This window comes from Arthrobacter sp. W4I7, from assembly GCF_030816215.1.
Taxonomy (GTDB): Bacteria; Actinomycetota; Actinomycetes; order Actinomycetales; family Micrococcaceae; genus Arthrobacter; species Arthrobacter siccitolerans_A.
Genome location: NZ_JAUSXU010000001.1, coordinates 1,160,960 through 1,185,228, shown reverse-complemented (window position 1 = coordinate 1,185,228; position 24,269 = coordinate 1,160,960). Strand labels below are relative to the sequence as shown.

Below are 24,269 nucleotides of genomic sequence, written 5' to 3'. Positions count from 1 at the left end.
CAGTCCTTCAGATACCCCCTATGAAACAACGCAGAAGCCCGCCCCGCCAATGGCGGGACGGGCTTTCTGTGTAAGCGGATTTAGCGCTTGGAGTACTGCTGAGCCTTGCGGGCCTTCTTGAGACCGGCCTTCTTACGTTCGATGACGCGGGCGTCACGGGAGAGGTAACCGGCCTTCTTGAGGGTGGCGCGGTTGTTCTCGACGTCGATCTCGTTCAGCGAACGGGCGATGCCGAGGCGCAGTGCGCCGGCCTGGCCGGAAATGCCGCCGCCGTGGATACGGGCGATGACATCGTAGGCACCTTCAAGATCAAGGATCTTGAAGGGCTCGTTGACGTCCTGCTGGTGCAGCTTGTTCGGGAAGTAGTTGTCCAGCGCGCGACCGTTGATGGTCCACTTGCCGGAGCCCGGCACCACGCGGACGCGTGCAACGGCTTCCTTGCGGCGGCCAACTGCTGCGCCGGCAACGGTCAGTGCCGGACGCTCCTTCTTCGGCGCAGCGGCGTCAGCAGCTGAGCTTTCAGAGGTGTAGCTGGTCAGGGTTTCCTCAGCCTCGACGGCCTCGGTGGTCTCTTCGTTCTGAGCCACGGTTCTCCTTGTATAGATAAGTTGTTTGGTGGCCAGGACTACTGGGCGACCTGGGTGATTTCGAAAGTCTTGGGCTGCTGGGCGGCGTGCGGGTGCTCAGCACCGCGGTACACCTTCAGCTTGCCCAGCTGCTGGGCAGCGAGAGAGTTCTTGGGAAGCATGCCCTTGATGGCCTTCTCAACGGCGCGGACCGGGTTGGATTCCAGGAGTTCCGCGTAGTTGACGGAGGTCAGGCCGCCCGGGTAGCCGGAGTGGCGGTATGCGCGCTTCTGCTCCAGCTTGGCGCCGGTCAGGGCTACCTTTTCAGCGTTGATGATGATGACGAAGTCGCCCATGTCCATGTGGGATGCATAGGTGGCCTTGTGCTTGCCGCGCAGCAGGATTGCGGTCTGGCTTGCAAGACGACCAAGGACAACGTCTGTGGCGTCAATGACGTGCCACTGGCGGTTGATATCGCCGGGCTTCGGGGTGTACGTACGCACGGTGTTTGCCTCGTTCTTGTTCTGGCGTTCTTGTTTAGGTGTCACTAGCTCGTGCACCTACTGTCTGCGCGCTACCGGAACAGAGGTGAGGGCTCTATGTAACCAGTCATCCTGAGGTTCCGAATGTGCACGTTGAGTAGTCATCCTGCAACCGGATTCTCAAGCGGGCACGCACCATCGGAATAGGACACGCACAACGACTACCAAGATTAGCGCGTAAGGGGGTTCGGGGTCAAAATGGGGTAGCCGGAGGCGGCTCAGCGTCTGCCGGCCTAATGAACGCAGGGGGTCTCGGTGCTTGGAATGGGAAGTCATGGTTCGCCCGACTGGCTCTGGGTCCTTGGTGCCGGCTTCGTGGGATTGATCCTCTCCCCCATCACCGAGATCCTCATCTTCAAGCGCATTCCCAGACTGGGAGCACTGCCCGCCCTTCCCGTCAGAATGACGACGGCGGTACTTACCGCGCTTGTGTGCGCGGCCTTTGGTCTGCGGTTTGGAACGAGCTTTGCGCTGCCAGCTTTCATATTCCTGGGCGTGCTAGGCATGCAACTCGCCAGGATTGACATCTCATTGCATTTGCTGCCGAATCCCCTCGTAATAGCCCTCCTTGCGGGGGGCCTAGTTCTATTTCTAATGCCCGGAGTATTTGATAAGCAGGCTGACAATCTGCTTCGCGCGGTTCTTGGAGCCGTCATTTTGTTTCTTGGCTACCTTATTCTGGGACTAATTTCCCCACGAGGCATCGGGATGGGCGACGTGAAGCTTGCTGCGCCCGTCGGCCTCTTTCTGGGGTACCTAGGTTGGAGCCAACTACTCTACGGGGGACTCCTCGGATTTGTCCTGAACGGCCTAACTACAGTCGTGATTCTCGGCCAAAAAAGCCGGAATAGGGCGACAGAGGTAGCCCATGGGCCCTCGATGCTGGGCGCTACTGCAGCTGTCTGCCTCTTCCTCGTGTAGCTTCCTCCGGCTATATTTCGGGCCCTTGCCTCTGCCAAACCCGCCTTCGCCCAAGTAGTCCGGCTAGTACTCGTCTCCCTTTCTGAGTACTGGCCCGACCCTTCGAGTACGTACTTCTGGCGCATCTTGAGAAAGTCGAGTACCGCTACGCATTGTTGCCTCCACCCCCTGAATGACAATCTCTCCTTAGCGAAATCCAGCCGCTAGAGATTTATGGGGGCAGCTGGAAATTCGTTGAAATCCAATAAACCTATTTCACCGAATTAAGGAAATCACAATGACTTCTCTCATGGTCTCGATGCTCGCATTTGTCGCCGGCGTAAAGGATCGTCTCACTTCCGAAAAGGGCGCAACGGCAACGGAGTATTCCCTCCTCGTCGCGTTCATCGCCTTCATCATCATCGTCGGCGTCACCGCCTTCGGAAACGCGCTCAGCGCTTGGTTCACCAGCCTGGGCACCAAGGTAAGCGGCTGGTAAAGAAGGGGACGCCGGCCGCGATCAGCAGGAGTCTCTACTCCAGTAGTGCATCGCGGCCAGCCAGCCTTATCCCGCCCGGTTGTGGCCGGGCCCACCCTCAACTTAAGGACTGTTAATGTCGACCTTACTGATTTCGATCATCGCAGGCATAGCTGGACTCAGAGACCGGCTGCAACCGGAAAAAGGCGCCACAGCCACAGAATATTCGCTCCTCGTGGCCTTTATTGCCTTCATCATCATCGTGGGAGTTACTGCTTTTGGCAACGCTCTCAGCGCCTGGTTTACCAGCTTGGGGACCACCGTTTCCGGGTGGTAAGAATCGCTCCAGTGTGGCGTGATCTTCCGAAAGTGCGGATCACGCCACATCTGGAAGGGCCGGAAAGGCCGGTGAGATCTTCCAACTTCGATCATCCTTTGGGGAACCCATGACCAGAACCAACAAGAATGAGACGGACAACAAGAGCCGTGGCGCGATCGCCGTCGAGTTCGCCTTGGTCGCCCCGCTACTTCTAGCTCTTATTACCGGCGTCGTTGAGTTTGCAAACATCTTTAACTCCCAAATTTCGGTGACGCAAGCCGCCCGAGAGGCCGCCCGTACGATGGCTGTGAAAAACAGCCAAATCGATGCCAAGGCTGCCGCTGTGGCAGGCGCGCCGGGAATCAACTCTTCCAATTTTGGCTACAGCTTCTCAGCGGCCACCTGCACACCCGATGCGACTGTCAAAATCACCATCACTTACCCAGCACCTACGTTGACGGGGCTCTTTGGCAGCACATTCAACGTGACCGGAGTAGGAGCCATGCGATGCAACGGTTAAGTAAGCCCTCCGACGCCCGGGAACGGGGAGCCGCTGGAGTTTTAGTGGCGGTTATGATGCTTGTCCTCATTGGGGCCGGGGCACTTGCCGTAGACACAGGGCAGATCTATGCGGAGCGGGCTCAGCTCCAAAATGCGGCGGACGCCGGTGCCCTGGCTGCAATGGACCTGTGCTCAGGTTCAGGAGGCTGTACTCAAGCTAATGCAAACGGCGTGGCAACCGCGATTGCCGACGGCAACTCCAATGACGGAAAGTCGACGGTTCAGTCCGTCGACCTTTCTGTCACTGGCCAAGTCACCGTGACGACATCCACCAAGGATGGGGCTACCAGCGCTGGGTTCCTCAGCAAAATGTTTGCTAGCGCACTTAACGCACCGCCGGTAACCGTAGGTGCTACCGCGACGGCCAAGTGGCAGTACATCACTAAGGGAGTCTCCATTCTTCCCCTGGTCTTTGCGCCCTGCGAGTTCCAGAACGACGGGCTGCCGCACAAGATCCTGATCCAAGGCGGCGGGCAGGACTGTAATGGGCTCAATCCGTCAAACCAGGCGTATCGAGGAGGGTTCGCCTGGTTGAAGCCAAACGGGACCCACCCCTGTGAAGTGATTGCCGAAATAGGCTCCTACAGCGATGGCAGCACTGGCGCCGCGGTGCCGTCCGGGTGTCTGGAACTTTTCGACCCAACCATCAATCCCGGCTTGGCCGGAACCACCGTCGCCGTCCCCGTGTACTCGAACACGAACGGTTTAACAGGCAGCAACGCCAAGTACATGATCACGAAGTGGGCGGGATTCAAGATTCAAGCCTGGAATCTAACTGGTCAGGCGAAGTACGACCCAGCCAATATCTTCGGCGGCAGTGAGAAGGGAATCTACGGAACCTTCGTCGGATATTCCGCTGATCCAAGCCTCTTCACCGGAGGTTCAGTCACACCCACCGGCAACGTCATTGTTATCGGCCTTATCAAGTAAGAAAACATCAAAGGGGAGAAATTGAAAACACGCCTACTGGGAGGCATCGCCGCGCTAGTCGTTGCAGTTATCGGCACCGTCCTTCTCATAACATATGTACAAAGCGCAGATCAACGAGCCATGGCTGGGACTGAAACCTCCGAGGTTTTCGTCGTCCAGAAGGCCATCCCGGCGGGAACCCCGGCAAATGAAATCGGGGAATCGGTCGCTAAGAAATCCCTGCCGAAGTCCACCCTCACGGAGGGTACTGTGACTGATCTTGGCGTTCTGGGAACCAAAGTAACCGCAGTATCGCTGGTTCCAGGGGAACAGCTCCTGTTCAGCCGAATGGTGGAAGCGGATTCGTTCCTGGGACCATCAAGGGTTGCAGTGCCTGAGGGCATGCAGGAGCTTTCAATCAAGCTCCCAATAGAACGCGTCGTCGGTGGCAAAATCACGGCGGGCGACACGGTCGGCATCTTCATTTCGCTCGAAGAAACGTCGACGAACGGCGCCGGAGACACATCCAGCCAGTCGGCAGGCACTCAACTGACCTTTCACAAAGTTCTCGTTACCGCTGCTCAGTTCAGCAACGGCAGTGCCGCCCAGCCGGACGCCACACAAGCGAAGCCATCCGATGGATCACTGAATTCGTCAACCAGCGGTCAAAGCGACGGCACATATCTGATTACCGTGGCCCGAAACTCGGTTGAAGCAGAACGCCTTGTTTATGCCGTTGAATTTGGCAAGATCTACCTCTCCAAGGAACCGTCCGACGCGACAGAGGGCAACAACGGCGTAGTCGACAAGACAAAGGTATTCCGATGAGCCGCTTCGTCCTCATTACGCCAAACACCGATTTCGAACGCCGCGTCCGGATGGCTACTGCCGGCATGCCTGGGTCTCTGCAATATTTTCAGGCGGACTACCTACCCCAAGGCCCGGAGGAAGTACTCAAACAGCTTCTTGGTGAACCACCCGAGGTCTTTATCCTCGGTCCGGGACTTCCAGAAGACGACGCCCTGAAGTTCGCGGCAGTCATGGATCTGCAATACCCCGAGATCAGCATGATCCTCGTGGCAGAGGAGTCCTCAGAGGTCGCTATTCAAGCGATGCGGGCCGGTGTGAGGGATCTTCTAGGCTCTGCCGCTGAAGCGGACCATATCCGGATCATCGTGGAGCGCGCCAGCCTTGCCGCGGCAGGTCGTCGTCGGGGGCTCGCTCCAAGCAGTTCCGAGCACCACGAGCACGCTGAAGGCGGACGCATTATCGCCGTAATCTCCCCAAAGGGCGGCGTGGGCAAGACTACCGTGGCTACCAACATCGCCGTCGGGCTTGGTCAGTTCGCTCCCATGGGTGTGGTGATTGTTGACTTAGATCTCCAGTTTGGCGACGTAGCCAGCGGCCTCATGCTCGAACCTGAGCACACCATCACAGACGCTGTTGTGGGGGCAGCCAGTCAGGACTCTATGGTCCTTAAGACCTACCTCAGCGTGCATCCGGCCGGGATTTATGCCCTCTGCGCGCCACGGAACCCGGTTGAAATGGACCGAATCAGTGGGGAGAACGTCACGCATCTGCTGAACCAGCTGAAGCAGGAGTTTCAGTACGTCGTCGTAGACACGGCGCCCGGCCTGGGCGAACACGTCCTAGCCACCCTGGACCTGGCATCGGACGCAGTATGGATCTGCGGAATGGATATCCCAAGCATTCGAGGCCTCCGCACCGGAAGCCAGATACTCGCGGAACTGAACCTCCTGCCGGAACGGCGCCACGTGGTGCTGAATATGGCCGACCGGCGCACAGGCCTGACGTTGCAGGACGTGGAAGCCACCATCGGCGCACCTGTCGACGTTGTCCTGCCCCGTTCGAAGACACTTCCGTTCTCAACCAACAAAGGCGTCCCGCTGCTTCAGGATGGTAGCCGGGATCCCGCTTCCAAAGGACTGCGTCAACTAGTGGACCGCTTCAAGCCACAGTGGGAAGCCAGACCCCATAAAAAACTTCACAGAAGGGCAGTAGTCCAGTGAACCTCTCACGCAGACTAGAAAAAGCGCGCGGTGCAGAGTCTCCCGCCGCTCTGGTCGAAGCCGTTGCATCGAACCCGTTTTCCGGACAGGGTGGCCCGTCGGAGCCGGCAACCCTGGGCCGAATTCACGATGCCAAGGCCGCGGAAACTGCGCACGCAGCGGACGTTGTCGAGCTGACACAAACGGCGGCCGTTGCGAGCGGCGCGCTTGGCGCCCTCAAGGAGCGTGCCAGCCAGGCACTCTATGAGCGATTGGGCGCACGCATCACCGATTCGTCGCTTGAAGAGGCCGAGCTCCATCAGTATGTCAAAGACGAGCTCAAAATCGTCGTCGACGAGGAACAGGTTCCCCTGACTGCGTCTGAGCGCCAACGATTGATCCGTGAAATCATCGACGACGTCCTAGGTCATGGTCCAATCCAGCGTTTTCTTGACGACGCGTCAGTTACCGAAGTCATGGTGAACCGCTTTGACCAGGTTTACGTGGAACGCGGCGGCAAACTCACCTTGGTGGACACGAAGTTTTCATCCGACGATGCCCTGAGGCGGGTTATCGAGCGCATCGTCTCAAAGGTTGGGCGCCGTATCGACGAATCGTCGCCCCTTGTGGATGCTCGCCTCGCTGACGGGTCCCGTGTGAATGCGATCATTCCGCCGCTGGCCGTCAACGGACCCGCACTCACCATCCGAAAATTCGGAGGCGACGCCCTGACTGTCCAGAAACTGATCAGCTTCGGTAGTCTTTCCCCTGAAATGGCTGAGTTGTTGCAGGCGTGCGTACGAGCACGTATGAACATTATTGTTTCAGGAGGTACCGGCACCGGCAAAACCACGCTGCTGAACGCACTTTCGTCGTTCATTCCGGCTACCGACCGCATCGTCACTATTGAGGACGCGGTTGAACTGCAACTCCAACAGGACCATGTGGTCAGACTGGAAAGCCGGCCCGCGAACATCGAAGGCAAAGGCGAAGTTGCCATCCGCGACCTCGTTCGGAACTCGCTCCGTATGCGCCCCGACCGTATTGTGGTCGGCGAGGTCCGTGGCGGCGAATGTCTTGACATGTTGCAAGCCATGAATACCGGCCACGATGGGTCGCTATCCACCGTGCACGCCAACTCGCCAAGAGATGCCATCTCGCGTCTGGAGACCCTGGTCCTGATGGCCGGCATGGACATCCCCTTAAGAGCCGTGAGGGAGCAGGTGGCCTCGGCTGTAAATTTGATCGTCCATATTTCTAGACTCAGGGACGGCACACGTCGCGTGACTCACATCACGGAAGTCCAGGGTATGGAAGGCGACATTGTCACGCTGCAGGATGCATTCGTGTTCGACTATTCAGCGGGGGTAGACGCTAGTGGCCGTTTCATGGGCAAACCGGTCCCGACTGGCGTCCGACCCCGCTTCACAGACAGATTCGCTGAACTAGGCATTCGGATCTCCCCTAACGTTTTCGGCGCCCAGCCTGTTAGGGGACGGTAGCCATGACCGGGGAGATGCCGGTAGCGGCATTCATTGCCGGATTGTTGTTGGTCTATCTCGCCCTTGGCTTGATTTTCGGGGTCGCCCTCCGCGGCAGGGCAGGCGTGCCCTTGTCCCGACGCCGTCCCGGAGCGGTGGAATATTCCTCAAGTTTGACGAGGTTGACTAACCATGCTGTCGGAGCACTCAACCGCGGGCTCAAAAAGCGCCCTACAGGGTTTCTCAACCGCGAAAAATTCGAACAGGCAGGGCTGAACAAGGAACCCGGCGACTATCTCCTCATCGCTGCCGCTGCAACTCTGCTAGCCACTGTTCTTGGGTACTTGCTCGGCGGCCTAAGCATGGGGTTGCTGGCGTTCCTGCTGGCCCCCTTCATCATCTATCTCGCACTAAATTTGTTAGTGGCCCAGCGACGCCGGAAATTCGATGGTCAGGTCCCGGATACGCTGCAGATGTTTGCAGGAGGCCTCCGGGCCGGACACAGTCTCCTTCGGGCAATCGACGGAGCCGCCCAAGAAAGTGAGGCTCCCATGGCGGAGGAGCTCAGCCGGGTTGTGAACGAGACTCGAATTGGTCGAGATCTAGGTGAGTCACTTGCTGACGTCGGACGACGAACGGCCAGTGAAGACTTCTACTGGATTTCTCAGGCTATTGAAATTCACCGGGAAGTGGGCGGCGACCTGGCCGAAGTTCTCGATCATGTCGGCGAAACCATCCGCGATCGAAACCAAGTAAAGGGCCAAGTGCGAGCACTGAGTGCTGAGGGCCGTATCTCAGCCCTCGTCCTGATGGCGTTGCCCATCATCATGTTCATCGGACTCACGCTCTTCAACCCACTCTACGCAAGCGTCTTCACGACTACAGTCATCGGCTTTGTGATGCTTGGCGCAGCCGTGGTTCTTCTTTCCGTTGGCGGATTCTGGCTCAGCCGGATCGTTAAGCCGAAGTACTAGGGGGTAAATCAAATGCAGCCACTTGCGTTGGGAGCAATCCTTGCCATCGTTCTGCCTATCTCGGGAATGATCTGGCTCGCGTTCACGGGTGACAGGGCTGGCCTCCGCAATATTCAAGCCAATCTGGGTCAACGACCACGACAGACCGCCCGGTCCTTGGACGTCAATCAGCAGCTCACGGCCTTGTCCCGCCGTCTAACCCCGCGTAGTTATGAGGCGTGGCTCGACAAGCAGCTCGCAGGAGCTGGCAGACCTAAGCAGTGGCCCCTTGCCCGCGTCATAATGGTCAAGCCGCTGCTAGCCTTTGGCGGGGCTGTTGTTGGACTTCTGGCCTTTGTGGCCGCACCGTCAACAGGGCGATTGGTGCTTTGCATGGCTATACCCGTGCTTTGTTACTTTGTTCCTGACTTGCTTATCCGCAACCGTGCACAGAAGCGTCGCGAGGAGATCAGACTCGAGCTCCCCAACGCATTGGATCAGATGCTCATCTCCGTCCAGGCCGGCCTCGGCTTTGAATCTGCCATGGGCCGTGCAGGAGAAAACGGTCGAGGTCCGTTGGCGGACGAAATGATTCGAACACTTCAAGACATCCAAGTGGGGCGCTCTCGGAAAGACGCCTATCTGGCCCTCTCAGAAAGGGTAGACGTTCCAGATGTCCGGAGTTTCGTTCGAGCTGTTGTCCAAGCCGACACGTACGGCATTGCCATAGCTGGCATTCTCAAGTCCCAGGCCAAGGATATGAGGATAAAAAGGCGGCAACGCGCTGAAGAACATGCCATGAAGATGCCAGTCAAAATGCTCTTTCCGCTGATCTTCTTCATCCTGCCAACATTGTTCATTGTGTTGCTGGGACCGGCCGTGCTCCAAATCATCTCCGCGTTCTCCTAAGGAGCGACCGTCTTGCAGCAATTTGCCGAGTACCTGCAGCGCTTAGGCTCCTTCATCCGCGCCCTCGTATTTGACCAGCGTGGAGCTACGGCAACCGAGTACGGCGTCCTGCTTTCGTTCCTTGCACTCGCAGTGATTCTGGGTGTTACCGCTTTCGGCCAGGCCTTGAATCTGCACTATTTGGGCATGACAACAACCCTTAGAACGGCTCTCGGCATTCCATAACCCGGCAGCCCGCCACACCGCGCCCTCGGCGGCGCCCCAAGAACCGGACCCCCTCGGCACCCAGAACCGAGGGGGTCCGCCTGTGTGCCCGCGCACCCAAGTTCCAGCGTTAACGCAGGGTAAAGCAAGCAAAAGCGCAGGGAAAGTACAGCGGGGAAAGCCTTTACGCAGGATGTCCCAAGATCCGGGATCAGCACCAATTCTGGTTGCTAACTTCGTATCAGTGCTGGTGCAGGGCCAGCCATCCGTCTCGCACAGGAGTCTCAAATGCTTTCTCTATACACCAACGTTATGATCCGCCTTCGCAGCGAAGAGAAGGGCGCGACCGCCGTCGAATACGGCATCATGGTCGCTCTCATTGCCGTCGTCATCATCGTCGCAGTAAGCACCCTCGGCGGCCAACTCGGTACCCTCTTCACCGGCGTTTCGACCGACATCGCGCACCCGGCCACCACCGCAGTCCCCGCTCCATAGTAGCCCCCAGTCCGGTTCCGGACCCCATATCGGAACCGCACCACCCCCCGCTGCAGGGGCAAAACGAGACATTGAAGAGGAGGTGCAGCAGGTGTCACAAGATTCGGAGCGCGGTGCCGCCGCCGTCGAATTTGCAATCCTGCTGCCCCTCCTCTTAATGCTGGTTCTGGGCACCATAGAATTCGGCCGCGCCTACAATGCCCAAATCACCCTTACTAACGCAGCACGCGACGGCGTCCGGGTCATGGCGATCGCCAACGATCCGGCTAGCGCCAAGATTGCGGCCAAGAATGCTGCGGCATCCGTCAGCACCAGCATTCCCACCTCGGACGTCACACTGAGTACTGACGCGTGCAGCACCGGCTCCCAGGTCACGCTCACCATCAAGTACAACCTGTCCACTATCACCGGTATTGCAGGCCCGTTCCCGATGACAGGCAAGGGAGTCATGCTATGCGGCGGTTGACCAGGAAAAAGCAACCCAACGAACACGGTGCAGTCTCTGTTATCGTCGCAATCCTCTTAGTGACCCTCCTCGGCTTCGCAGCGATCGCCGTGGACGTCGGCGTCATCTACTCAGAACGCGCCCAGCTGCAGAACGGCGCGGACGCCTCCGCCATCGCCATTGCCCAGAAGTGTGCAAAGAGCGGGACGGACCCACAATGTTCGAAGACGTCGACCCTCGCTGCAGACCTCGCTAACCAGAACGCCCTGGACGGCATGAGCAAGGTGTACAACATCGAACTCGACAAGACGGCGCGAAAGGTCAGCGTAACAACGTCTGCAAAACAAACCGGCGGAACAGAGAACTCTGTTTCCCTATTCTTCGCCGATGTCCTGGGCATACCCACTAAAGAGGTGGGCACGCGCTCGTCCGCAGTTTGGGGAACGCCTTCGAAAGGTCCCATCATCCTGCCGTTGGCTATCGCACACTGCAAACTAAACATTCCGGCGGGCGGAAACAGCAGGCGCAGAACAAGTACTGGAACAGTCGGTAAATGGATGCGGAGGTATCCCTGGAGGGTTCGGATGGATGGAAACGTCTTCCACGAAATGCTCCATAACCGCAACAGCGGGAGCTTCCAGTAACTCCGGCATCTGGTTCGCCAGCGACACGGGCGCCAGTGTCCCGTCCACATGCACCGCTGCGGACTTCACCCAAATGAATAACCAAACTGTCCTCCTGCCCTTGTACGACATAGCGACAGGGACCGGCTCCAGTGGGAAGTACTACATCAAGGGTTTCGCAGCGTTCCACGTCACCGGCTACCACTTTGCATCTATCAGCTGGACGTCCGGGGGGAATGTTCAAAACAAGGCCATCAGGGGTTACTTCGTAAAATACGTTTCCCTTGCCCAGGGTTTTGAGCTCGGCAACACTACGGACTATGGGGCGTCTGTTGCCCGTCCTGTCCTTTAACCACCAGAACCAGCACCACCCCCTATCCAGGAGTTCAAAGTGAAGTCTCGCCTGCTCGCCGGAACAGCCGCGGTCGCTTTGGCGATTGTGGGAGCCCTCCTCATCGTCTTCTATGCCCAGGGCGCAGACCAGCGGGCAATGGCAACAACGGAACCAGTTCCGGTCCTGGTGGTGAAGACCGCCATCCCGGCCGGCACCCCGGTCAGCGACATGGCGGCCTCACTGGTTGTCGAGAAGATCCCGGCAGCCGGGAAATCAGATACCGCACTCAGCAGCCTAGACAACAAAACGGGAACCGTCAGCGCCGTGGACCTCGTACCCGGCGAACAGCTCCTGGCTGAGCGGCTGGTCGCCCCGGCAGACGTCAAAGCCCAGGGCGCCGTGGAGGTACCCGCGGGTCTGCAGGAAGTTTCCTTCGAGGTGGAACCCAAGCGCGTGGTGGGCGGACGGATCAACGTTGGTGACCATGTTGGCATCTCGCTCAACTTCGAAGCCGGCGCCTACAAGGCCGCCGCCGGTGACGCCACCACCCAGCTCACCCTCCGCAAGGTCCTGGTCACCGCCGTCCAGCGCGCCCCCCAGGCCGCGAGCGCGGAAAAGCCGGCGGACGGAACGGACCCCGCGGACACCACGCTCCCCGAGGGCTCCCTCATGCTGACCGTAGCCGTCAACGACGTCGACGCCGGCAAGATCATCTTCACCTCAATCAACGGCAGCCTCTGGCTCACCAAGGAACCCCTCGACGCCCAGGACAACGGCGCGAAGATCGAACGCAAGGAAGTGGTGTACAAGTGAGCCGCTTCGTCCTCCTCTCCCCCAACGGCGAGTTCGACCAGAAGCTGCGTGCCGCCGTCGCCAACGGCCTCCGCGGATCCGTGCAGACCATCGCGTCGGACATCCTCCCGGCCGGCCCGCAGGAACTGTTCGCCCTCCTCAACCAGGAACAGCCGGAGGTCCTCATCATCGGACCGGACGTCCCCTACGAAGAGGCCCTGCGGTTCGCCAAGGTCTTCGACGTCCAGCTCCCCGGCCTCAGCCTGGTGTTGGTCAGCGACGTGGATCCGGCCCTCCTCCTGCACGCCATGCGCGCGGGTGTCCGGGACATCCTCAGCCCGCAGGCGGACGCCGCCGAAATCAGGGTGCTGCTCGAACGCGCCTGCCAGTCCTTCGCGACCCGCCACCGCGGCCCCGAATCGGCGCAGGTGGAGAACGGCGGCAAGGGCCTGGTGATCGGCGTCTTCTCACCCAAGGGCGGCGTGGGCAAAACCACGCTGGCCACGAACATCGCCATCGGACTGGGTCAGATTGCGCCCATGAGTGTGGTGATTGTGGACCTGGACCTGCAGTTCGGCGACGTCGCGTCCGGCCTGTACCTCAATCCGGAGCACACGGTCACCGACGCCGTCACGCCCGCAGCAGCCCAGGACTCCCTGGTCCTCAAGGCGTTCCTCACCGTGCACCCGGCCGGCATCTACGCCCTCTGCGCGCCGCCCAACCCGGTGGACGCAGACCACATCACGCCCGAACAGGTCAGCCGGCTGGTGGAGCAACTGTCCCATGAATTCCAGTACGTGGTCCTGGACACCGCACCGGGCATGCCCGAAATCGGCCTGGCCGCGATGGAGCAGTGCACAGACGTGGTGTGGGTCAGCGCCATGGACATCCCCAGCCTGCGCGGCCTCCGCTCCGGCCTCGAAGTGCTCCGCCAGCTCGAAATCATGCCCGAATCGCGGCACGTTGTCTTGAACATGGCCGATGCCAAAGCCGGACTCAACGTCCGCGACGTCGAATCCACCATCGGCGCGCCGGTGGACGTGAGCGTCCCCCGGTCCCGGGCCGTGGCACTCTCCACCAACCGCGGTATCCCCGTCCTCCAGGAATCCAAGAAGGACCCCGCCGTGAAAAGCCTCCGCCAACTGGTGGAAAGGTTCAACCCGGCATGGCGCGCCCAGGCCCAACGCAAACTTCACCGAAGGGTGGTCATCTGATGAAGCTCTCCGAACGGATCAGCGCCGTCCAGGACCGCAACCAGCCGCCCGGCAGCAACGTTGCCGTGCTCGAACCGCCGCGCCCCGCCGTCGTGCCCCCCGATCCAGACGGCGAGGCGCGGTACCTTCCCGCGCAGCAGGCTCCTGTAACGCCAACGTACGACGCCGGCACCCCCTCAGTGCCCAAGGCACCCGGTGTGGATGTCTTCGCGGCCATGAAGCTTCGGGCGGCCAGCGCCCTTTTCGAGAAGATGGGGACGCGCTTTAACGACGCGGCCGTCACCGAGAAGGAGCTACGGGCCACCGCCAAGGAGGAACTGACCCGGATCATTGACGCCGAGCAGGTACCCCTCACTCCCGAGGAACGCACCCGGCTGGTCCGCGACGTCGCGGACGATGTGCTGGGCTACGGCCCGCTCCAGCGCCTGCTGGACGATCCCGCCGTCACGGAAATCATGGTCAACCGGATGGACCAGATCTATGTGGAGCGCAAAGGAAAGCTCACGCTCACCGAGTCCCGGTTCAGCTCCGAGGAGCACCTGCGCAAGGTTATCGAACGCATCGTTTCGAAGGTGGGCCGCCGCATCGACGAGTCCTCCCCCTTGGTGGATGCCCGGTTGGAGGACGGCTCGCGTGTCAACGCGGTGATCCCTCCGCTGGCCGTGGGCGGCTCATCGCTGACCATCCGAAAGTTCAGCAAGACCCCGTTGACGGTCCGGAACCTGATCGACTTCGGAACACTGACTCCGGAAATGGCCGAGCTGCTCAACGCCTGCGTCAAGGCCAAGCTCAACATCATCGTGTCCGGCGGTACGGGAACCGGCAAGACCACCCTGCTCAACGTGCTGTCCTCCTTCCTCCCGTCCGACGAGCGGATCGTCACCATCGAGGACGCCGTGGAACTCCAGATCCAGCAGCAGCACGTGGTCCGCCTCGAAAGCAGGCCGCCGAACACCGAAGGCAAGGGTGCCGTAACCATCCGCGAACTGCTGCGCAACTCCCTGCGTATGCGCCCGGACCGGATCGTGGTGGGTGAGGTCCGTGGCGGGGAATCGCTGGACATGCTCCAGGCCATGAACACCGGCCACGACGGATCCCTGTCCACCGTGCACTCCAACTCGCCCCGTGACGCCGTGGCCCGGCTCGAAACGCTGGTCCTGATGGCCGGGATGGACCTGCCGCTGCGGGCCATCCGCGAGCAGATCGCCTCGGCCGTCAACCTCATCGTCCAGATCTCCAGGCTGCGCGACGGTTCACGCCGCATCACGCACGTCACGGAGGTCCAGGGCATGGAAGGGGACATCGTGACCCTCCAGGACGCGTTCGTCTTCGACTACTCCGCCGGCGTGGACGCCCATGGCCGCTTCCTGGGCAAACCTGTAGCCACTGGCATCCGGCCACGGTTCATCGACCGGTTCGAGGACCTGGGCATCCATGTCTCCCCCAGCGTCTTTGCCGGTCCCCAAAACCCCGCAACCCAAACACCCGGAAGATAGGCACCGCCGTGATCCTCGCTGTTGGAGCAGTCATCCTGCTGCTGGCCGTCAGCCTGCTGGGCGTGGCGGTGCTGCTGCCGAGCGCGCCGGAAGTGCCGCTGGACCGCCGCCGTCCCTTTGAACCCGAGCCGCCGTCGTCGATCTCCCGCCTGGCGCTCTCCGGCGTCCGGTCCTTCGAACGGCTCCTGCACGGACGGAACACAACCCTCTTCTCCCGTGCGGAACTGGAAAACGCCGGGTTGCGCCTGAGCCAGGCCGAGTTCTTCCTGCTGGTGGGCATCGGCGCATGCGTCGGAATGCTGGTGGGTGTGGTCACCGTCGGACCCCTGGTTGGAATCCTGCTGGCTCTGCTCGCACCTTTCGTGGGAAAGCTCGTCCTGGGATTCCTGGCCGGAAAACGCCGCACCACGTTCGACGGCCAACTCGGTGATACCCTCCAGCTCCTCTCCGGCGGCCTCCGCGCCGGCCACAGCATCCTCCGCGCCATCGATGCAGCCGCCGCCGAGTCTCAAAAGCCGACGTCGGAAGAGATGCGGCGGGTGATCACCGAGACCAGCCTGGGCCGTGACCTGCTTGCAGCGCTCAACGACACCGCTGAGCGGATGAAGAACGAGGACTTTGTCTGGATTTCCCAGGCCATCCAGATCAACCGCGAAGTGGGCGGCAACCTGGCGGACGTCCTGGACCAGGTGAACGAAACCATCCGCGAGCGCGCTGAAATCAAGGGGCACATCAAGGCTCTGGCGGCCGAGGGCAAGTTCTCCGCCTACATCCTCATCGCGATGCCGTTCGGCATCGTGGCCATGCTCCTGGCGGTGAGCCCGAGCTATATGAACTCGATGTTCACGCACCCCCTGGGCTGGATAATGATCGGTGCATCGTTCGTGCTAATGACCATCGGCGCTCTCTGGATGCGCAAGATCATCGACCTGAAGTTCTGAGGACGCCATGAGCCTGATAGTTCTCCTCTCCGTCCTGCTGGTTTGCGTCCCTGTGGCGGGTCTTGCGTGGTCCATCCTCACAGTGGACAAGCAGGGCCGCGTGGCGGTTACCGATCTCCTGTCCCGCGGCGCCGCGCAGGTGGCGGCCGCGCCCGCTGCCAAACCCGGCCTGCTCGAAGGCATCGGCCGCCGGCTCACTCCTCCTGCCTACGTGGCATTCCTGGACCGGCTGCTTGGCCTCGCCGGCAGGCCCACGTCCATGCCGCTGGGCAAAGTGCTGGGGTCCAAGCTCGGCGTTGGCCTGGCCGGCGTTACCGCAGGGATCTACCTGAGTTCGGTGGGCAGCTCTCCCCTGATGAAACTGGCAGGGCTGTTCCTGCTGTTCCTGGGCTACTTCATCCCGGACCTTCTGCTCTACAGCAAGGGGCTGGAGCGCCAGAAGGTCATCCAGCTGGAACTCGCCAACACCCTGGACCAGATGCTGATCTCCGTTGAGGCAGGCTTGGGCTTTGAGGGCGCGATGGCGCGTGCCGGAGACAACGGGAAGGGGCCGCTGGCGGAGGAACTGGTGCGGACCCTGCAGGACATGCAGGTGGGGCGCAGCCGCCGGGAGTCCTACCTCGCTCTTGCCGAAAGGACCAATATTCCGGAGCTGCGCAGCTTTGTGCAGGCTGTGGTCCAGGCCGACACGTACGGCATCGCTATCAGCCGGGTGCTCCGGGTCCAGGCCAAAGTGATGCGGGTGAAGCGCCGCCAGCGGGCTGAAGAAAAGGCCATGAAGCTTCCGGTGATGATCCTCTTCCCGCTGCTGTTCTTCATTTTCCCGGTCCTGTTCATCGCCATTCTGGGACCGGCGGTCATCAACACCGTGATGACATTCAGCGGCCAATAAGGTCACTTCATAGGATCTTAAGGATCGCTCAAGGTTTACACAGGATCACCTGAAATAGGCCAACCATCGAATTCCAGGAAGTAGCCTTGAAGAATGCAAAGTCCAGATCCCGGCTCCAGCGACAGGAGCGCAGCTGCGGAACCTCCGCAGCCCGGGATCACAGCGCCTGCCAAATCCGCAATCTCACAGGAAGCGGCCGGACTCTTGCCGCTCGTTGACGCCGCCCGTGCTCGAGGAGCTCGAAGACGAGTTGGCCGGCTCCGGCCTCGCCCAGCGTTTCGCCCGCGACTACGCCGCCATGTGGGACCAGCGCTGCGCCCGGCTGGCCGCCGCTGTACACAGCCACGACATGGACTCGGCGCTGGATGCCGCGATCAGCCTGAAAATCAGTTCCGCCATGGTGGGCGGAGTCCGCCTGGCCAAACTGGCGGAGCTGCTGGAGACGCTGATCCGGCAAGGCGACTTCGGCCAGGGCCAGGTATTGATGGAGCGTGTTACCCAAGACGGCGGCCAGACGGTGTCAGAGCTACAGTCCACCTACATCCTCAAAAACGACTGACCCCGGGTAGCGGCGACCAGACGGTCTTGTGGTCAGGCCTGCGCGGCGTCCTGCCTGCTGGGCGCCAGCCGGTACCCCACGCCGCGCACTGTCTGCAGCCAGCGGGGCGTGATGGGATCCTCCTTCAGCTTCCGCCTCAGGTTGCCGATGTGGACCTCAACAGCCCGTTCGTCAGCCTCGCTGATGTAGGTGTCCTCGTCGTAAAAGTCGCCGCGGACTGCCCGCACCAGGTCTTGCCGCGTACAGACTGCCCCGCCGCCGCGGAGGAGCACGTGGAGCAGGTCAAACTCGCTGCGCGTGAGGCCGAGCGGTTCCCCATTGATTTCCACGGTCCGGGTGCGGTGGTTCAGTTCCAGGCCGTTGTGGTGCAGGACCGCTGCGTCGTCGGGACGCACTGCTGCTGCGGGCGCCACCCCCCACCCAGCCAGCGCCGGCTTCTGTCCAGTGATCTCATGCCGCGGCCTGCGCATCATCGCCGCCACCCGGGCCCGCAACTCGCGGGGCCGGAAGGGCTTGGCAATGTAGTCGTCAGCGCCGGCGTTGAGGGCCGACAACAGGTCCGGCTCCTCCGTCCGGCCAGTGAGCATCACAATATAGGCGTTACTGAAGTTGCGGATCCGCCGCAGCACCTCGAAGCCGTCGATGTCCGGCAGCCCGATGTCCAGCGTCACCACGTTGGCCTGCTTGCTGCGGACCACTTCCACGCCGGCACGCCCGTCAACCGCTGTATGCACCTCGAAGCCCGCCTGACTCAACACTCCTTCAAGGAGGTTGCGCACGTCGGCGTCGTCTTCAATAACTACAGCCACACCAAGATCGTCCATTGATATCCCTGCGCCAGGCGGTTATGGCCCCCCATTGACCCAGCGCCAATGCCATACCCGCTCCAACTCTTTATACGCTACAAGTAAGCAGGGCCGATGACACCTGTTTCAAGATTGCATTTGAAAAGTCAATTATTATGACAGAACATGTGGATTACAAGCCGGAGAGGATGCGTGCCAGGTTGCCCTATAGGAATTCGGACGCATCTGCGCCGGAAATTCGTCTCATGGCCCAGTACGGCCAGGGCAGGATTCATGGCTGAGCGCCTTTTTCCCCGCGGATCCGCGCGGGTCTTCCAGCGGCTCGGGCCGCGTTCGCAGGTGGCGCTGTGCCAATTGCCCCTCACCCTTATCGTGGCTGCCCTCGCCGTCGCCACCCCCTTTGCGTGGCCCACGCTGCTGCACAGCCCCCTGTATCTGGCCGGGATCATCCTTTCCGGCGCACTCTTCCTCGGCTGCCTGATGGTCCCGTGGGAACGGCTTGCGCACCGCCCCTACCTGCTGATTCCCATCCTGGACTTTGTCTCCATCGGGCTGCTCCGGAACGGCGCCGCTCCCCTGCTCCCGGGCTTGGCCGTACTCGCCGTCTTCCCGGTCATCTGGCTTTCCGCCTCCGGGATGCTCACGCGAAGCAGCCTTGTGCTGAGTTTCTTTGGCCCCATGTTCATCATGGTTCCCACCCTCGCCGGACGCTTCCCCAACCTGACGGCCTCGGACATCACCAGCACGTTCCTCTTTCCCCTCATGACGCTCGCGGTGTCCCTCGCCATCAGGTTTGCGAGCGCGCACGTCCGGCTGCAGCAGCGTGAGCTGGCAGAGAAGGACAGGGAACTCCGGGAGCTGCTGCGCGAGAGCCGGGAGCGGGAAAAGCTGCTGGAGACAGTTCTGGAAGCCACCGACGTCGGAATCGCCGCCGTCGACCGGTCCGGCCGCTTCCTGGTGTCCAACAGCCGGCAGCGGAATTTCCGCCAGGCCACCCACGCCGACGACGCGGTCCCCGGGCAGGGCCACCAGCTGATCTTCGGCCAGGACAGGCGGACCCTGCTCCCCCCGGAAAAGCGGCCTATCAGCCGGGCCATGGCCGGCGAGTCCTTCGCCGACTATCTGGTGTGGGCCGGGGAGGGAGCCGACCAGCGGGCCGTGACCACAGCCGCCCGTCCACTAATGGGTGAGGACGGCCAGCTGACAGGCGCCGTGGTTGTTTACAGCGACGTGACCGGCTGGGTGGAGGCGCTGGCGGCCAACCAGGAGCTGGTTTCCAACGTGACCCACGAGTTCAAGACGCCGCTGAACTCCATTATCGGCAACGTGGACCTGGTGCTCGACGACGTTGCCGCCTTACCGCCGCAGATAGCCCAGCGCCTCCTGGTGGTCGAGCGGAACGCCGAGCGGCTGCTGGCCCTGGTAGCTGACCTGTCAGCTTCGGCGTCGGCAGCGCTCAACGTCCACCCAAAAAGGACAGACCTCGCCAGCTTGGTGGAAACCAGCATCGGCTCCGCCCAGGCCCAGGCCGAGCTGGCGAACATCCACCTTTCAGCGGACGTTCCCTCGCCTCTGTGGGCCTACGCCGACCCGCTCCGGATCGGCCAGGCGCTGGACAACCTGGTATCAAACGCCATCAAATATTCGCCCGACGGCGGCAACGTCAGCATCAGTGCCCGCAGCAACGAGGAGTGGGTGCAGCTCAGCGTCAGCGACACCGGGATGGGCATCAGCAGCGAGGACAGGGACAGGATCTTCAAGCGCTTCTTCCGGACCGCGTCCGCCAGGGACGCGGCCATTGCCGGCGCCGGCCTGGGCCTGTCCATCACCAAGATGATTGTGGAGCGCCACGGCGGCCAGATTACGTGCGCCAGCGGCGAGGGCCAAGGCAGCACCTTTACGCTGACCCTTCCGGCCGAGGGCCCGCCCCCGGCGTTCTAGGGTCTGGCGGCGGTCGTAACCCCAGGCTCAACCACCGGTGAATAATCTACTCCCGCAGTGCCCGGGTGAGTTCGGCGCGGGCCAGCAGCTCGTCGTCGGACGGGTAGGCCACTTCCTCCAGCACCAGCGGGTGCGGCGCAGCGAGTATGGACTTGGCGTCGCGTTTCCGGGCCAGCAGCCGCTCGTACAGCCAGCCCGGCTCCTCCACGCCCTCCCCCACATACAGGGCAGAGCCGATCAGGGCGCGCACCATGTTGTGGCAGAAGGCGTCAGCCTGGACGGTGGCCACGATGACGCCGTCTTCCATGCGCGCGAACTCGAAGCGCCGCAGCTCGCGAATGGTGGTGGCACCTTCCCGCGGCTTGCAGAAGGACAGGAAATTCTGCAACCCCAGCAGCTTCGAGGCGCCCTCGTTCAGCAGCGAAACATCCAGCGGGTTTTTGTGCCACAGCGTTGAGTACCGGCCCAGGGGATCCCAGAGCGCCGGTCCGTCCGCGATGCGGTAGCTGTACCGGCGCCAGAGGGCCGAGAACCGGGCATCGAAGCCTGCCGGCGCCAGCGAGATCAGGTGCACCTCGACTGCCCCGGTAAGATCCCCGAGAATTCGGCTGAGGGCGCCGCGGAGACGGCGCTGCATCGCGACGGCGGGATCCAGTTCGTGCCCTCGCGGGAGTCCCTGCCACTCGGCGTCTGTCAGGTCCAGGTGCACCACCTGGCCGCGCGCGTGCACCCCGGCGTCCGTTCGGCCGGCGACGGTCACGCGGACCGGGCGCCGGATCAACATGTGCAGGGCTTCCTCCAGGACTCCCTGGACGGTCCGCCTGCCCGGCTGCAATGCCCACCCGCTGAAGGGGCCGCCGTCGTACGACAAATCAAGCCGGACACGCAAAAACCCGCCGCCCCCCAATACGGGGGCCGCGGGTTTTTGGTTGTTCATAGACTCAAGTCTATGCGAAGAAAATCAGCGAATTACTTCGCGTCCTTCTCTTCGGCAGCCGGAGCTTCAGCTTCCTCAGCGGCCGGAGCCTCTTCGGTTGCAGCCTCTTCGGTTGCGGCGTCTTCGGCGGCGGGAGCCTCAGCAGCTTCGGTCTCGACGACCTCAGCCTCAGGGGCTTCCTCGGCAGCCGGAGCAGCCTTGTCCGCATCGCGCTTGGCAGCAGCGGTAGCCTCGGCTACAACAGCCTGCTTGGCGGAAACGGGCTCAAGGACGAGCTCGATGACAGCCATGGGAGCGTTGTCGCCCTTGCGGTTGCCGATCTTGGTGATGCGGGTGTAGCCGCCGTCGCGGTTCTCCACTGCCTGGGCAATGTCGGTGAACAGCTCGTGGACGACGCCCTTGTTGCTGATCAGGCCGAGCACGCGGCGGCGGGAAGCCAGGTCGCCGCGCTTGGCGAAGGTCACCAGGCGCTCTGCGTAAGGCTTCAGGCGCTTGGCCTTGGTCACTGTGGTGGTGATCCGCTTGTGCTCGAACAGGGATGCTGCCAGGTTCGCGAGCATGAGGCGCTCGTGAGCCGGGCCGCCTCCGAGGCGCGGACCCTTAGTGGGGGTAGGCATAATTGTTTCTCCTCATGTGGAAGCCGTGGGCGGCACACCATGGTGCTGCCCGCCGGCCAAGGTCTGGTTTAGAGTTCGTCGTCGCCGAAGGCGGCGTCGTCCTCTTCGATTGCTGCGGCGCGTGCTGCGAGGTCAAAACCGGGAGGCGAGTCCTTGAGGGACAGGCCCAGTTCAACCAGCTTTGCCTTGACCTCGTCAATGGACTTGGCACCGAAGTTGCGGATGTCCATCAGGTCAGCCTCGGAGCGGGCAACGAGTTCACCCACGGTGTGGATGCCCTCACGCTTGAGGCAGTTGTAGGAACGGACGGTGAGGTCCAGATCCTCGATCGGCAGCGCCATGTCGGCTGCCAGGGCAGCGTCGGTGGGCGACGGGCCGATCTCGATACCTTCAGCTGCGGTGTTCAGCTCACGTGCCAGACCGAAGAGCTCCACCAAGGTGGTGCCTGCGGAAGCAACAGCATCGCGCGGGGCGATAGCCTGCTTGGTCTCGACGTCGACAATCAGCTTGTCGAAGTCAGTGCGCTGCTCAACACGGGTTGCTTCCACGCGGAAAGTAACCTTCAGTACCGGCGAGTAGATGGAGTCGACCGGAATACGGCCGATCTCTGCATCGCCGGACTTGTTCTGAGCTGCCGAAACGTAGCCGCGTCCGCGCTCGATGGTCAGTTCGAGTTCGAACTTGCCCTTCGAGTTCAGCGTGGCGATGTGCAGATCCGGGTTGTGGAATTCGACGCCGGCCGGCGGAGCGATGTCCGCGGCGGTGACGACTCCGGGGCCCTGCTTGCGCAGGTAGGCAACAACCGGCTCATCGTGCTCGGAGGAGACCGACAGGCTCTTGATGTTCAGGATGATCTCAGTGACATCTTCCTTGACACCCGGAACCGTGGTGAACTCATGCAGCACGCCATCGATCCGGATGCTGGTTACAGCAGCACCGGGGATGGAGGAGAGCAGGGTACGGCGGAGGGAGTTTCCGAGGGTGTAGCCGAAGCCCGGTTCCAGCGGTTCAATGATGAAACGCGAACGGTTTTCGGAGACTACCTCTTCGGAGAGGGTGGGGCGCTGTGCAATGAGCACTTAGGTTTCCTTTCGGCGAGCATCCGCTATATGACGCAACACAGGTGGTGGAAATTCGGTCTGAAGACTTAACGCGCTGGGCTTGCCCGGACCATCGATGGTCCGGGCAAGCTCAAGCGGCGCTGGAAGCCTTAGACGCGGCGGCGCTTCGGCGGACGGCAGCCGTTGTGGGCAGCGGGGGTGACGTCCTGGATGGAGCCAACCTCGAGGCCGGCGGCCTGCAGCGAACGGATCGCGGTTTCGCGGCCTGAGCCCGGGCCCTTCACGAAAACGTCAACCTTGCGCATGCCGTGCTCCTGGGCGCGCTTTGCAGCAGCCTCGGCAGCCATCTGGGCAGCGAACGGAGTGGACTTACGCGAGCCCTTGAAGCCAACCTCACCTGAGGAAGCCCAAGAGATAACAGCGCCGTTCGGATCCGTGATGGAAACGATGGTGTTGTTAAAAGTGCTCTTGATGTGCGCCTGGCCAAGCGCGATATTCTTCTTGTCCTTCTTACGCGGCTTGCGAACCGCGCCACGAGTCTTCGGGGGCATTATTTCTCCTACAGAAAGTTATTGGGGAAAAGTCCGTTAATCCCGGCGGGGATTTTAACGGGCCTTCTTCTTGCCGGCGACGGTACGCTTCGGGCCCTTGCGGGTACGTGCGTTGGTCTTCGTACGCTGCCCGTGTACGGGCAGGCCTTTGCGGTGGCGAATACCTTCGTAGCTGCCGATTTCAACCTTGCGGCGGATATCAGCTGCCACTTCGCGGCGAAGGTCACCCTCAACCTTGTAGTTGCCTTCAATGTAGTCACGCAGCTCAACCAGCTGGGTATCAGTGAGGTCCTTGACGCGGACGTCAGCGCTGATGCCAGTGGCAGCCAGGGTTTCGTGTGCACGGGTCTTACCCACGCCGTAGATGTAAGTAAGCGCAATTTCCAGCCGCTTTTCGCGGGGAATGTCTACGCCAGCGAGACGAGCCATAGTGGCAGTACTCCTTGATAAACCGGAGGTCGTAGGCAGTACACCCGCACGTTCTGTGCGGCCCCAGCCTCCGACCGGGGGTCAGCTGTCCGGGCTCCATTCGTCCCAGATCAGCTTGTGCTGCCTTTATTTACTTGCGTGGGTTAGCAACCCAGGATTTCCTTCAGGAAAGGAAATTAGCCCTGGCGCTGCTTGTGGCGCGGGTTCTCGCAGATCACCATGACCCGGCCATTACGGCGGATCACTTTGCACTTTTCGCAGATCTGCTTGACGCTCGGCTTGACCTTCATGGCATTCCTTTGCGT

The 24,269-nt window shown here is 61.5% G+C and carries 31 protein-coding genes; 22 read left to right on the top strand and 9 right to left on the bottom strand.

Annotated features, from left to right (window positions below; translation table 11 throughout):
* Positions 1 to 80 precede the first annotated feature (80 nt).
* Positions 81 to 587, bottom strand: coding sequence for a 30S ribosomal protein S9 (gene rpsI, locus QF047_RS05505; RefSeq protein ID WP_050684362.1), 507 nt, complete (start codon positions 585 to 587; stop codon positions 81 to 83).
* A gap of 38 nt (positions 588 to 625) precedes the next feature.
* The gene (gene rplM, locus QF047_RS05500) at positions 626 to 1,069 is read right to left on the bottom strand and encodes a 50S ribosomal protein L13 (protein ID WP_009358699.1); all 444 of its coding nucleotides are present in this window, start codon (positions 1,067 to 1,069) and stop codon (positions 626 to 628) included.
* Positions 1,070 to 1,372: 303 nt separating this feature from the next.
* On the opposite strand from rplM, the gene QF047_RS05495 reads away from it, so the two are divergent.
* The 21 genes from QF047_RS05495 (at position 1,373) to QF047_RS05395 (ending at position 17,622) form a co-directional block, all read left to right on the top strand.
* A complete protein-coding gene (locus QF047_RS05495; RefSeq protein ID WP_307281770.1) occupies positions 1,373 to 2,029 on the top strand; it encodes a prepilin peptidase in 657 nt (218 codons plus the stop codon).
* 277 nt (positions 2,030 to 2,306) lie between these two features.
* Positions 2,307 to 2,507 carry a Flp family type IVb pilin gene (locus tag QF047_RS05490; RefSeq protein WP_307274696.1) on the top strand — a complete coding sequence of 67 codons (201 nt, stop codon included), beginning with the start codon at positions 2,307 to 2,309 and terminating at the stop codon, positions 2,505 to 2,507.
* Positions 2,508 to 2,622: 115 nt separating this feature from the next.
* Positions 2,623 to 2,823, top strand: coding sequence for a Flp family type IVb pilin (locus QF047_RS05485; protein ID WP_307274695.1), 201 nt, complete (start codon positions 2,623 to 2,625; stop codon positions 2,821 to 2,823).
* A 109-nt stretch (positions 2,824 to 2,932) separates the two neighbouring features.
* The gene (locus tag QF047_RS05480) at positions 2,933 to 3,325 is read left to right on the top strand and encodes a TadE/TadG family type IV pilus assembly protein (protein WP_307274692.1); all 393 of its coding nucleotides are present in this window, start codon (positions 2,933 to 2,935) and stop codon (positions 3,323 to 3,325) included.
* Positions 3,313 to 4,296 (top strand): pilus assembly protein TadG-related protein, encoded by a 984-nt coding sequence (locus tag QF047_RS05475; protein ID WP_307274690.1) that lies wholly within the window; start codon positions 3,313 to 3,315, stop codon positions 4,294 to 4,296. Before QF047_RS05480 ends, QF047_RS05475 begins: the two co-directional genes overlap by 13 nt.
* A 120-nt stretch (positions 4,297 to 4,416) precedes the next feature.
* Positions 4,417 to 5,103, top strand: coding sequence for a Flp pilus assembly protein CpaB (locus QF047_RS05470; RefSeq protein WP_307274688.1), 687 nt, complete (start codon positions 4,417 to 4,419; stop codon positions 5,101 to 5,103).
* Complete coding sequence (locus tag QF047_RS05465) at positions 5,100 to 6,305, top strand: AAA family ATPase (protein WP_307274687.1); 1,206 nt, start codon at positions 5,100 to 5,102, stop codon at positions 6,303 to 6,305. The genes QF047_RS05470 and QF047_RS05465 overlap by 4 nt, the downstream gene beginning before the upstream one ends.
* Positions 6,302 to 7,786, top strand: a complete 1,485-nt coding sequence (locus QF047_RS05460; protein ID WP_307274685.1) for a CpaF family protein — start codon at positions 6,302 to 6,304, stop codon at positions 7,784 to 7,786. The genes QF047_RS05465 and QF047_RS05460 overlap by 4 nt, the downstream gene beginning before the upstream one ends.
* 2 nt (positions 7,787 to 7,788) lie before the next feature.
* On the top strand, positions 7,789 to 8,739 hold the full coding sequence (locus QF047_RS05455) for a type II secretion system F family protein (protein ID WP_307274683.1): 951 nt from the start codon (positions 7,789 to 7,791) through the stop codon (positions 8,737 to 8,739).
* A gap of 12 nt (positions 8,740 to 8,751) precedes the next feature.
* A complete protein-coding gene (locus QF047_RS05450; RefSeq protein ID WP_307274680.1) occupies positions 8,752 to 9,627 on the top strand; it encodes a type II secretion system F family protein in 876 nt (291 codons plus the stop codon).
* A gap of 12 nt (positions 9,628 to 9,639) precedes the next feature.
* Complete coding sequence (locus QF047_RS05445) at positions 9,640 to 9,852, top strand: Flp family type IVb pilin (RefSeq protein ID WP_307274678.1); 213 nt, start codon at positions 9,640 to 9,642, stop codon at positions 9,850 to 9,852.
* Between the two features lie 267 nt (positions 9,853 to 10,119).
* Positions 10,120 to 10,326, top strand: a complete 207-nt coding sequence (locus QF047_RS05440) for a Flp family type IVb pilin (RefSeq protein ID WP_307274676.1) — start codon at positions 10,120 to 10,122, stop codon at positions 10,324 to 10,326.
* Positions 10,327 to 10,417: 91 nt separating this feature from the next.
* The gene (locus tag QF047_RS05435) at positions 10,418 to 10,792 is read left to right on the top strand and encodes a TadE family protein (RefSeq protein WP_307274674.1); all 375 of its coding nucleotides are present in this window, start codon (positions 10,418 to 10,420) and stop codon (positions 10,790 to 10,792) included.
* The gene (locus tag QF047_RS05430; protein WP_307274672.1) at positions 10,780 to 11,415 is read left to right on the top strand and encodes a pilus assembly protein TadG-related protein; all 636 of its coding nucleotides are present in this window, start codon (positions 10,780 to 10,782) and stop codon (positions 11,413 to 11,415) included. The genes QF047_RS05435 and QF047_RS05430 overlap by 13 nt, the downstream gene beginning before the upstream one ends.
* Positions 11,416 to 11,488: 73 nt before the next feature.
* Entirely contained in the window at positions 11,489 to 11,746 is a 258-nt protein-coding gene (locus QF047_RS05425) for a hypothetical protein (RefSeq protein WP_307274670.1), read from the top strand.
* Positions 11,747 to 11,785: 39 nt separating this feature from the next.
* Complete coding sequence (locus QF047_RS05420) at positions 11,786 to 12,541, top strand: Flp pilus assembly protein CpaB (protein ID WP_307274669.1); 756 nt, start codon at positions 11,786 to 11,788, stop codon at positions 12,539 to 12,541.
* The gene (locus QF047_RS05415; protein WP_307274667.1) at positions 12,538 to 13,734 is read left to right on the top strand and encodes an AAA family ATPase; all 1,197 of its coding nucleotides are present in this window, start codon (positions 12,538 to 12,540) and stop codon (positions 13,732 to 13,734) included. Before QF047_RS05420 ends, QF047_RS05415 begins: the two co-directional genes overlap by 4 nt.
* Complete coding sequence (locus QF047_RS05410) at positions 13,734 to 15,230, top strand: CpaF family protein (RefSeq protein WP_307274664.1); 1,497 nt, start codon at positions 13,734 to 13,736, stop codon at positions 15,228 to 15,230. The genes QF047_RS05415 and QF047_RS05410 overlap by 1 nt, the downstream gene beginning before the upstream one ends.
* An 8-nt stretch (positions 15,231 to 15,238) precedes the next feature.
* The gene (locus QF047_RS05405) at positions 15,239 to 16,171 is read left to right on the top strand and encodes a type II secretion system F family protein (RefSeq protein ID WP_307274662.1); all 933 of its coding nucleotides are present in this window, start codon (positions 15,239 to 15,241) and stop codon (positions 16,169 to 16,171) included.
* A gap of 7 nt (positions 16,172 to 16,178) precedes the next feature.
* Entirely contained in the window at positions 16,179 to 17,063 is an 885-nt protein-coding gene (locus tag QF047_RS05400) for a type II secretion system F family protein (RefSeq protein ID WP_307274660.1), read from the top strand.
* A gap of 226 nt (positions 17,064 to 17,289) precedes the next feature.
* Positions 17,290 to 17,622 carry an Hpt domain-containing protein gene (locus tag QF047_RS05395; protein WP_307274658.1) on the top strand — a complete coding sequence of 111 codons (333 nt, stop codon included), beginning with the start codon at positions 17,290 to 17,292 and terminating at the stop codon, positions 17,620 to 17,622.
* Positions 17,623 to 17,654: 32 nt separating this feature from the next.
* Here the strand turns inward: QF047_RS05395 and QF047_RS05390 are convergent, their stop codons facing one another.
* Entirely contained in the window at positions 17,655 to 18,446 is a 792-nt protein-coding gene (locus QF047_RS05390; protein WP_307274656.1) for a response regulator transcription factor, read from the bottom strand.
* Positions 18,447 to 18,701: 255 nt separating this feature from the next.
* Between QF047_RS05390 and QF047_RS05385 the strand changes: the two genes are divergently transcribed.
* The gene (locus QF047_RS05385) at positions 18,702 to 20,369 is read left to right on the top strand and encodes a cell wall metabolism sensor histidine kinase WalK (protein ID WP_307274654.1); all 1,668 of its coding nucleotides are present in this window, start codon (positions 18,702 to 18,704) and stop codon (positions 20,367 to 20,369) included.
* Between the two features lie 46 nt (positions 20,370 to 20,415).
* On the opposite strand, the gene QF047_RS05380 is transcribed toward QF047_RS05385, so the two are convergent.
* The 6 genes from QF047_RS05380 to rpmJ all read right to left on the bottom strand — a co-directional run bounded on the left by QF047_RS05380 (position 20,416) and on the right by rpmJ (position 24,254).
* Positions 20,416 to 21,306 carry a tRNA pseudouridine(38-40) synthase TruA gene (locus QF047_RS05380; protein WP_307274652.1) on the bottom strand — a complete coding sequence of 297 codons (891 nt, stop codon included), beginning with the start codon at positions 21,304 to 21,306 and terminating at the stop codon, positions 20,416 to 20,418.
* 32 nt (positions 21,307 to 21,338) lie between these two features.
* Positions 21,339 to 21,923, bottom strand: coding sequence for a 50S ribosomal protein L17 (rplQ, locus tag QF047_RS05375; RefSeq protein ID WP_307274650.1), 585 nt, complete (start codon positions 21,921 to 21,923; stop codon positions 21,339 to 21,341).
* Between the two features lie 68 nt (positions 21,924 to 21,991).
* Positions 21,992 to 23,002: a DNA-directed RNA polymerase subunit alpha gene (locus QF047_RS05370; protein WP_013601812.1), complete on the bottom strand. Its 1,011-nt coding sequence runs from the start codon at positions 23,000 to 23,002 to the stop codon at positions 21,992 to 21,994.
* A gap of 131 nt (positions 23,003 to 23,133) precedes the next feature.
* The gene (gene rpsK, locus QF047_RS05365) at positions 23,134 to 23,535 is read right to left on the bottom strand and encodes a 30S ribosomal protein S11 (protein WP_018769149.1); all 402 of its coding nucleotides are present in this window, start codon (positions 23,533 to 23,535) and stop codon (positions 23,134 to 23,136) included.
* Positions 23,536 to 23,589: 54 nt separating this feature from the next.
* Complete coding sequence (gene rpsM, locus QF047_RS05360; protein ID WP_275212255.1) at positions 23,590 to 23,964, bottom strand: 30S ribosomal protein S13; 375 nt, start codon at positions 23,962 to 23,964, stop codon at positions 23,590 to 23,592.
* A gap of 176 nt (positions 23,965 to 24,140) precedes the next feature.
* On the bottom strand, positions 24,141 to 24,254 hold the full coding sequence (gene rpmJ, locus QF047_RS05355; RefSeq protein ID WP_009358722.1) for a 50S ribosomal protein L36: 114 nt from the start codon (positions 24,252 to 24,254) through the stop codon (positions 24,141 to 24,143).
* Positions 24,255 to 24,269: the final 15 nt, after the last annotated feature.